This is a genomic window from Clostridium sp. CCUG 7971 (assembly GCF_017590215.1).
Lineage (GTDB): Bacteria > Bacillota > Clostridia > Peptostreptococcales > Peptostreptococcaceae > Faecalimicrobium.
The window spans coordinates 1-8,329 of record NZ_JAFFPK010000184.1 but is presented as its reverse complement, the minus strand read 5'-3'; the positions used below and the strand labels follow the sequence as shown (position 1 = coordinate 8,329).

Annotated in this window: 9 protein-coding genes, 1 rRNA gene and 1 pseudogene; 10 read left to right on the top strand and 1 reads right to left on the bottom strand. The window is 26.6% G+C overall.

What is annotated here, in order from left to right; translation table 11 throughout:
* From JWF52_RS19525 to JWF52_RS18130, 9 genes and pseudogenes are all read left to right on the top strand, one after another.
* Positions 1-175 (top strand): annotated as a pseudogene (locus JWF52_RS19525) (HAD-IC family P-type ATPase); the annotation flags it as partial.
* Between the two features lie 217 nt (positions 176-392).
* On the top strand, positions 393-722 hold the full coding sequence (locus tag JWF52_RS18165) for a hypothetical protein (RefSeq protein WP_208334890.1): 330 nt from the start codon (positions 393-395) through the stop codon (positions 720-722).
* Positions 719-979, top strand: a complete 261-nt coding sequence (locus tag JWF52_RS18160; protein ID WP_208334889.1) for a hypothetical protein — start codon at positions 719-721, stop codon at positions 977-979. The genes JWF52_RS18165 and JWF52_RS18160 overlap by 4 nt, the downstream gene beginning before the upstream one ends.
* 68 nt (positions 980-1,047) lie before the next feature.
* On the top strand, positions 1,048-1,575 hold the full coding sequence (locus tag JWF52_RS18155; RefSeq protein WP_208334888.1) for a hypothetical protein: 528 nt from the start codon (positions 1,048-1,050) through the stop codon (positions 1,573-1,575).
* 180 nt (positions 1,576-1,755) lie between these two features.
* Positions 1,756-2,784, top strand: coding sequence for a hypothetical protein (locus JWF52_RS18150; protein ID WP_208334887.1), 1,029 nt, complete (start codon positions 1,756-1,758; stop codon positions 2,782-2,784).
* A gap of 33 nt (positions 2,785-2,817) precedes the next feature.
* Entirely contained in the window at positions 2,818-3,705 is an 888-nt protein-coding gene (locus JWF52_RS18145; RefSeq protein ID WP_208334886.1) for an ABC transporter ATP-binding protein, read from the top strand.
* 2 nt (positions 3,706-3,707) lie between these two features.
* On the top strand, positions 3,708-4,463 hold the full coding sequence (locus tag JWF52_RS18140; protein WP_208334885.1) for a hypothetical protein: 756 nt from the start codon (positions 3,708-3,710) through the stop codon (positions 4,461-4,463).
* 187 nt (positions 4,464-4,650) lie between these two features.
* Positions 4,651-5,373: a response regulator transcription factor gene (locus tag JWF52_RS18135; protein ID WP_208334884.1), complete on the top strand. Its 723-nt coding sequence runs from the start codon at positions 4,651-4,653 to the stop codon at positions 5,371-5,373.
* A gap of 19 nt (positions 5,374-5,392) precedes the next feature.
* On the top strand, positions 5,393-6,811 hold the full coding sequence (locus JWF52_RS18130; protein ID WP_208334883.1) for a HAMP domain-containing sensor histidine kinase: 1,419 nt from the start codon (positions 5,393-5,395) through the stop codon (positions 6,809-6,811).
* A 45-nt stretch (positions 6,812-6,856) separates the two neighbouring features.
* On the opposite strand, the gene trhA is transcribed toward JWF52_RS18130, so the two are convergent.
* A complete protein-coding gene (trhA, locus tag JWF52_RS18125) occupies positions 6,857-7,504 on the bottom strand; it encodes a PAQR family membrane homeostasis protein TrhA (RefSeq protein WP_208334882.1) in 648 nt (215 codons plus the stop codon).
* A gap of 484 nt (positions 7,505-7,988) precedes the next feature.
* On the opposite strand from trhA, the gene JWF52_RS18120 reads away from it, so the two are divergent.
* Positions 7,989-8,329 (top strand): 16S ribosomal RNA (locus tag JWF52_RS18120); the annotation flags it as partial.

Below are 8,329 nucleotides of genomic sequence, written 5' to 3'. Positions count from 1 at the left end.
AATAGCAAGTAAAACTAATAAAATAGTATGGCAAAATATAATATTTGCATTAGCTGTAAAAGCTATAGTTTTAGTACTAGGAGCAGGTGGAGTTGCTACTATGTGGGAAGCTATATTTGCAGATGTTGGTGTTGCATTAATAGCAGTATTAAATGCAATGAGAGCTATGAGATAGGAATAAAAAAACGAACTCAATTGAGTTCGTTTTTTTTATTTAAAGTATATCTTATATATTAATTAAGAAAAATAAAAATTGTAAGGTTTATTTAAGATTAAGTTTATAATAATTTAAATTTATCTATATATAATAGAAACAAAGGATAGATATTAAAAGTTTATTATAAAATAAATAATTTTCAAGAATAAATTACAAAAGGAGAAGAGAAACGTTAATGAATAAAAAACCTAGTAAGGCACTTATAATAATTTTATCTACTATAGCTTTGTTAGTAATAGCTATAGTAAGTGATATTGGATTAAATAAATTATACAAGACTAAATATGAAGAATTTGATTCTGTAGATAAAGAAATGTTTATACAGCTATCAAGTATATATAAACAATTCAATGAAAACAGTGATGAATTATGGAACGATAAATATAAATTAAATGAAAAACCTATAGTTTTAATAAGAACTAATAAAGATAAAGGGATTATAAGAAAGTATGCCTATGCAGTTAATATAAAAGGAATTGAAAAAAGTGTTCTTGCAAAAAAATGAACATGCCTAACTCTTTAAATTTACCAGAAGTTTATAGAATAATTAAGTTTGATACAAATATGATTTCAACCTTGATACCCTCAAATTTTGGAACTGTAGATATTAATGATCAAAGTATTTTTTATTTTAAATATCATCCTAAAATGATGGAAAATCCAGATTTATATTTTGATTTTTCTTCATTCTTATTACATGAATCATTCCATACATATAACCAAGAAGATTGGAAATATGATAAAATGATGGAGAGTATATAGAAAACTATCCAGTAAATAAAGAAAACTATGCTTTAATGGGATTAGAATTTAAGCTCTTAGATAAGTGTATGGAAATAAATAATAAAGAAGAAGTTAAGAAGTATCTAAAGCAATGGACAACTATACGTGCTTATAAATACAAAAAATATCCACAATTATTAGCAGAAGCAAATACAGAAGCAATAGAAGGAACTGCAAGATATATAGAATATAAATATAGTGATTTAACTGGTGGAAAATTAACAGTTCTTTCAAATGAAACGGCACCATATCATATTACATTTATGCAAGCTTATGACTATATTGCAAATAATCAAGCAAAATCGCCTTCATATTTAGAAAGACCAATGAGATATGAAGTAGGGTCTGCTTTAGGTTTAATTATGGACAAATCAAACATTAATTGGAAAAATGATATAGAAGACAGTAAGGATAAAGATGGAGAAACTCAATATGAAATATTAAAGAAATATTTCAATATTTCAGATAAAGATATTACAGAAGATAAAATAAATCATATAAAAGAAAAAAATAATTATAATGAATTACTAAAACAAGGACAAAAAATAGTTGATTTAGTAAATAAAAATAATTAAAAGATTCTATAAATAAGAGCAAAGTTATGTAAAAAATAGCCTTGCTCTTATTTATTTTGTCGCTTAATTTATATTAAATAAGAAAAATTTGAATTGTAAGGTTTATTTAAGCTTAAGTTTATAATGATGTAAATCTAGATATATATAATAAGTTTGTAAGCACAAGAGAGGAGAATGAACATGTTAAGATGGGAACTAAAAAAAATAATTAAAAATAAAACTTCAATAATAGCACTTATACTTATGGGACTTTTATTTATACAAATTGGATTTGTAAGTCCTACGTTAGAAACTCAAAATGAATATTATGATGAAGGTAAAAATGAATATATAATCGATAAAAGACCAGGAGATGTAATAGCACAGGAAAAATTAGATAACAAATTAATTGAATTAACTTCAATCGCTAATAAGAATACTCATGGGTTAAAAGATGAAAATGAGAAACAATTTAACAAAATATCAAAAGGAAAGCTAAATAAAGATAGTGGTGAAAAATATAAAAATCTAGAATTTTATCAAATATTTGAGCAAAGAGCTACTTTTCCTTTAGCTACATTGCTTATTGTAGCTATTATAGTTACACTTTCTTCAAATTTATATACAGATGAAAGATTATCAAATATAGACTCTATAATTCTATCATCTAAAAATAAATATAAAGCTTTAAACTCAAAGCTTTTAATATCTTTAATTATACCAATTATTGTTTATGTACTTTATTTACTTGTAACTTTTGTAGCAACATATATTCAATATGGTGCCCCAATAAATGGAGGTTTACAGGCGTATAGAATTAGTACCATAGCAAGTTTAGTTAGAGAAATGAGTATTGTTCAATATATAGCTTATGAAGTAGGAATAATGAGTTTAGCATTTATATCAATATCTATATTTTCAGCACTATTGTCGTTTATAACAAAAAATTCAATACAGTCTATATCTTACACACTTTTATTTATAGCTATTGGAAAATTAGTAACTTTACTTAAATTTGTACCAGGTCAATTAAGAAATGTAATACAACAGTGTAACTTTATAGATGTACTTTCAAAAAATAGCTTTATACCAAATGCTTTTATAGGAAATATTGAATTATTTTCAATGAACTTTGATTTATCAATATTCTATATAGTTTTATCGGGATTAACAATAGTATTTGGAATATTATTAAACGTTTATGTATTCAAAAAAATATTAAATAAATAAAAAATAATAATTAAAATATGGAGGAAAAAAGTAATGAATAAATTAGAAATAGTAAATTTAACTAAAATATATAGTCATAAAAATGCAAATGAAAATATAAGTTTAACTTTAAATAGTGGAGTATATGGTTTATTAGGTCCTAATGGAGCAGGCAAATCAACTTTAATGAAACAATTAGCAACTATAACAACACCAACGAGTGGGAAGATATTATATAACGAAAAAGATGTAAAATCTTTAGATGATGAATATAGAGCTTTAGTAGGATATTTACCGCAAGATTTCGATGCATATAAAAACTTTAAAGCAAGAGAGTTTTTAATGTACATGGCAGCGCTTAAAGGAATGAGTAATAATGAAGCTAAAAAAAGAGTAGATGAACTATTAAAGTTAGTAGGGCTTCATGAAGTAAGAAATAAATTAGTATCTAAATTCTCTGGAGGTATGAAAAGAAGAGTTGGTATAGCACAGGCGTTACTTAATAATCCGAAGGTATTAATATTAGATGAGCCAACAGCAGGACTTGATCCTCAAGAAAGAACTAGATTTAGGAATTTATTATCAAATATAGGAACAGAAACAATAGTAATACTTTCGACTCATATAATTTCTGATATAGAATCGGTAGCTAAAGAAACTATTATGATAAAAGATGGAAAACTGCTGCTAAAAGGAACTCATAGAGAAATATTAGAAGATATGAAAGGCAAAGTATATACAATAACTACAAACAATGAAAATGAAGTAAACGAAATTCAAAGAAACTATAAAGTAGTAAATATAAATCGTGGTGTTGAAGATACACAACTAAGAATAATAAGTGAAAAAGTACCAGAATATAAAAATGTATCATTAACAGAACCGAGATTTGAAGATGTTTATATGTTCTACTTTGAATTAGAAGATGCAAGGGAGGTATAATTATGTTTTCAGTAATTAAAGCGGAAATAAAAAAGAATTTTAAGATAGGTGTAATAGCTGTTTGGTTATTTGGAATATTTATATCTTACTCTGCAGTATATACATTGAGTGTAGGTGAGGGTTATTCAGACGTATTTTTTAAATATTTTGGTATGGCACCTATAATGGGACTAGTAATGTTTATGATGTTTTCAGGAAGTTTTATACTTGAGTATAACTCAAATATGGATGGATTAATCAAGGCTACAAAGAATGGTAAAAAGCAATTAGTTGTAAGTAAGTTTATAGCAGCGGGTTTAAGTGCTAGTATAGTAAATTTATCAATGTTATATGCAATGGCATTTAAAGTATTTTTTAAATTTAAATTCGATGATATTAATATGCCAATAAAGAACTTATGGTATTTTGGTAAAAGTGGAAGTGATATAACTGTGATACAACTTTTATTAATAATGTCTGTAACAGTAATATTAGGTTCATTTATGTTAGCAGCATTAGGTCTATTTTTATCATCTATTAGTAAAAATGCTATAATTCCTTTTTTAGTAGGAGGAGCATTCATGGCTATACCTTATTTTATGGGAATGAGGAGAACAGTTAATAGTCTTATAGTGATACCTATATTTGGTATGTATGCAGTTCCTATTATAAGATTCGCTTTACCGTCATATTCATGGATAGTATTTTGTATATTCAGTATAGTAACAATAGTATTATTCTATAACTTAGCTAAGAAAAAGTTTTTAAGTGAAAGATAATTTATAAATATATATAATTTAGAAATAATAAAAAGAAAAGTAAAACACTTGTTATGCTTTTCTTTTTATTATTTTATAATTTAAATTATGAAATATATGGTATAAACTAAATTTAGAAAATAATGTAATAGTAAAAGATAAGTACATTAAATTTAAAAGCTATTTAGATATAAAAGGAGGGCTTAAAGTGGAGTCTTTAATAAGAAAAAGTAAAATATTAGTAGTGGATGATGAAGTAGAAATATTAAATTTAATAAAAATGGCACTTAATAAAGAAGGTTTTGAAAATATATATACGGCTGAAAGTGGAAAAAAAGGGTTAGAATTGTTTGAAATAGAAAAACCAGATTTAGCAATATTAGATATTATGCTTCCAGATATTGAAGGATATGATATATGTAAAAAAATAAGGCAAACTTCTGATATACCAGTACTATTTTTATCAGCAAAGGGAGAAGAATTAGATAAGTTAGTAGGTCTATCTTTAGGGGCAGATGACTATATAACAAAGCCGTTTAGTTTAAAAGAATTAGCACTTAGGGTTAAAATCCAGATTAGAAGAATCAAAAAACAATTTAACATAGAAGAAAAGAATAATAGTAGCGAAACTATAAAAGTAGGACCATTTGAAGTAAATGATCGGACTTTGGAAGTTAAGAAAAATGGAGAATTATTGGAGCTAAAGCCTAAAGAATTAAAAATGTTTATATATATGGTAAAACACAAAAATCAGATAATAAGCAAAGAAAAATTTTGTGATGAAGTATGGGGTGATGATTTTATAGGATACGATAATACTATAATGGTCCATATAAGAAGACTAAGAGAGAAAGTTGAAGATAATCCTTCAAAGCCAGAATACATAATAAATGTAAAAGGGCTTGGATATAAATTTGTAATAAAAGAATAAGCAGCTAAGGTGGTTTATTATGAAATGGAAATTAACTTTAAGATACCTTTTATCAACTGTATTAGTAGCTCTAATAGTTGTTCAAATAAATATAATTATAGCTATTTCAATATCTGTGATGATAAGCTTAGATTCACAAAAAAATGATTATAGTGGATTTAATAATGTAGAGAAATTTGTTAGAGATTTTAATGTAAATATTTTTAATAATACAAATAATATAAGTAATGTTTTTATTAATGATAAAGGTAAAGATGTATTAAAAAAAGCTACAGCATGGATACAAATATTAGATAATGATGGAAAAGTAATTTATCAATATAATACGCCGGGAAAAATTCGAGATAAATACACACCTGTACAGCTAATAAATACATATAAGTATTCAGGAGTAGAAGGTAATGAATCTACAGTTATGGCTGCTGAGAAAAATATAAATAATTATTCATATACATATCTAATTGGATTTCCTATGACTAAGGTAGATAAAATAAATATAACTACTGATTCAGACTCCATATGGGATATAATATCCAAAGTTATGCTATCTATTATAGTAGTAGATGTAATAGTGGCTACGATAATAGGGTATATATTTAGTAAATCTTTAACTAAACCTGTAAAAAGTATAATTGGTGGAGTTGAAGATCTGGCCGGTGGAAACTATGAATCATATTATAAGGAAAAAGGTATATATAAACCTGTATTTAATAAATTGAATAATTTAGCAGATACATTAAAAGATAACGAGAGAGAACGTAAGAAAATTGAATCTATGAGAAATGAGTGGGTAGCAAATATATCTCATGATATAAAAACACCTTTAGCATCTATAAAAGGATATGCAGAATTAATGTTTAGTGACTATGATATAGAAGTCGATGAGGTAGCTCAATATGCAGAAATTATAGATAGTAAGGCTAATTATATAAAAGAATTAGTAGATGATTTAAATTTAACTATGAAGCTAAAAGATGGATATTCAAATATATCCAGAGAAGAAAAGAATATAGTATCTTTGGTTAGAGGATGTATTATAGATATTCTTAATGATCCTAAATATAGTCATATAGATATAGATTTTGATTCTGAAGAAGATAATATAGTATTAAAAATAGATGAATTACTTATGAAGAGAGTAATAAACAATATTATATATAACTCTATTATTCATAATAATGAAAATGTAAGTATAAAAATAAATATTATATTGGATAAAAAGACGCATATAATTATTGAGGATAATGGAAAAGGAATATCTGAAGAAGATCTTAAGTATATTTTTGAAAGATATTATAGAGGAACTAATACAGGTCATGCTCATAAAGGTTCAGGTTTAGGTATGGCTATAAGTAGAGATATTGTAAAAGCTCACAATGGAGATATAAAAGTAGAAAGCAAATTAGGTACTGGCACTAAAATAGAAATAATACTTTAAATACACGAAAAAGGAGATTAATCAAAAATGATAAATCTCCTTTTTTTATATTACATAATTAAATACACAGAAAAAGTGAGTTAAACTTCCAAGCATTATGAATATATGGAAGATTTCATGGAAACCTAAGTGTTTAAAGTCTAAGAACTTTGGTTTAGTTGCATATATTATAGCCCCTATAGTATAAAAAACACCACCTAGTACAAGCAAAGTAACCCCTTGAAATGATAAAGCCTTATATAATGGACTAATAAGGAATATAGAAATCCATCCCATAGCAACGTATATGACTGTAGAAATCCATCTAGGGCAGTTAAACCAAATTAACTTAAAAGACACTCCGGCAACAGCAGTAGCCATTATTATCCCAAATAAAATCCATCCAGTAGTACCATTTAAAGCAATTAGGCAAAATGGAGTATACGAACCTGCTATTAAAACAAATATCATAGCATGGTCTAATCTTCTTAAAAATCCTATTACATTATCACTAGAAATAACTAAATGATAAGTCGCAGAAGCTGCATATAAAAGAATCATACTTAATCCGAATATTATCACAGCTGTTAGAGCTAAGGTAGATGGGGTATTTAATGTTGTTTTTATTACTAATGCTAGTAACCCAATAAAAGATAATATTGCACCAGCAAGATGAGTAAAACCATTAATCGGCTCTCTAAGATAATTACTCATAATTTACCTCCCTAAATTAAAGTTGAATATATAATTTATATTATACATTTTAAGTATTTATACACATATAAGTAAATAAACTAACAGGTTATAATAAAAAATTAGTATCTGGTTTTAATACTATATTACTATTATACTCTAAAATTTAAATCTATATATACTTTTTAAAAACTTTTTATAATATAAAAATAAAACTAAATTAAGCAGAGATTCTCTTAAATATAAGAGTTTAAGATATATTTACTTATATTTATAATATAAAAAATAATAATCTTTTTAAAAAAGTTTTAAAAAAGTATTGACGATATATTTTTAAGGTGATATAGTATTACTTGTCCAAGAGATACGGACGAAACAAAAAAGTAAGCGTCGATACAGTCGCTTAAAATGAACTTTGAAAATTAAACAGTAGGTTAATTTATAGAATTTGAAACAACCAAACAAAGCCAGATATATAACAGTATCTGAGCCCAAGTCAAAACTTATATTTAAGAGTTTGATCCTGGCTCAGGATGAACGCTGGCGGCGTGCCTAACACATGCAAGTCGAGCGATTTCCTTCGGGAAAGAGCGGCGGACGGGTGAGTAACGCGTGGGTAACCTGCCCTGTACACACGGATAACATACCGAAAGGTATGCTAATACGGGATAATATGAGAGAGTCGCATGGCTTTCTTATCAAAGCTCCGGCGGTACAGGATGGACCCGCGTCTGATTAGCTAGTTGGTAAGGTAACGGCTTACCAAGGCGACGATCAGTAGCCGACCTGAGAGGGTGATCGGCCACATTGGAACTGAGACACGGTCCAAACTCCTACGGGAGGCAG

What these genes read in the sequence shown, in the direction of transcription:
- JWF52_RS18165 (WP_208334890.1), top strand. Translation starts at nt 393, where the DNA reads ATGAATAAAAAACCTAGTAAGGCACTTATAATAATTTTATCTACTATA.
- JWF52_RS18160 (WP_208334889.1), top strand. Translation starts at nt 719, where the DNA reads ATGAACATGCCTAACTCTTTAAATTTACCAGAAGTTTATAGAATAATT.
- JWF52_RS18155 (WP_208334888.1), top strand. Translation starts at nt 1,048, where the DNA reads ATGGAAATAAATAATAAAGAAGAAGTTAAGAAGTATCTAAAGCAATGG.
- JWF52_RS18150 (WP_208334887.1), top strand. Translation starts at nt 1,756, where the DNA reads ATGTTAAGATGGGAACTAAAAAAAATAATTAAAAATAAAACTTCAATA.
- JWF52_RS18145 (WP_208334886.1), top strand. Translation starts at nt 2,818, where the DNA reads ATGAATAAATTAGAAATAGTAAATTTAACTAAAATATATAGTCATAAA.
- JWF52_RS18140 (WP_208334885.1), top strand. Translation starts at nt 3,708, where the DNA reads ATGTTTTCAGTAATTAAAGCGGAAATAAAAAAGAATTTTAAGATAGGT.
- JWF52_RS18130 (WP_208334883.1), top strand. Translation starts at nt 5,393, where the DNA reads ATGAAATGGAAATTAACTTTAAGATACCTTTTATCAACTGTATTAGTA.
- trhA (WP_208334882.1), bottom strand. Translation starts at nt 7,504, where the DNA reads ATGAGTAATTATCTTAGAGAGCCGATTAATGGTTTTACTCATCTTGCT.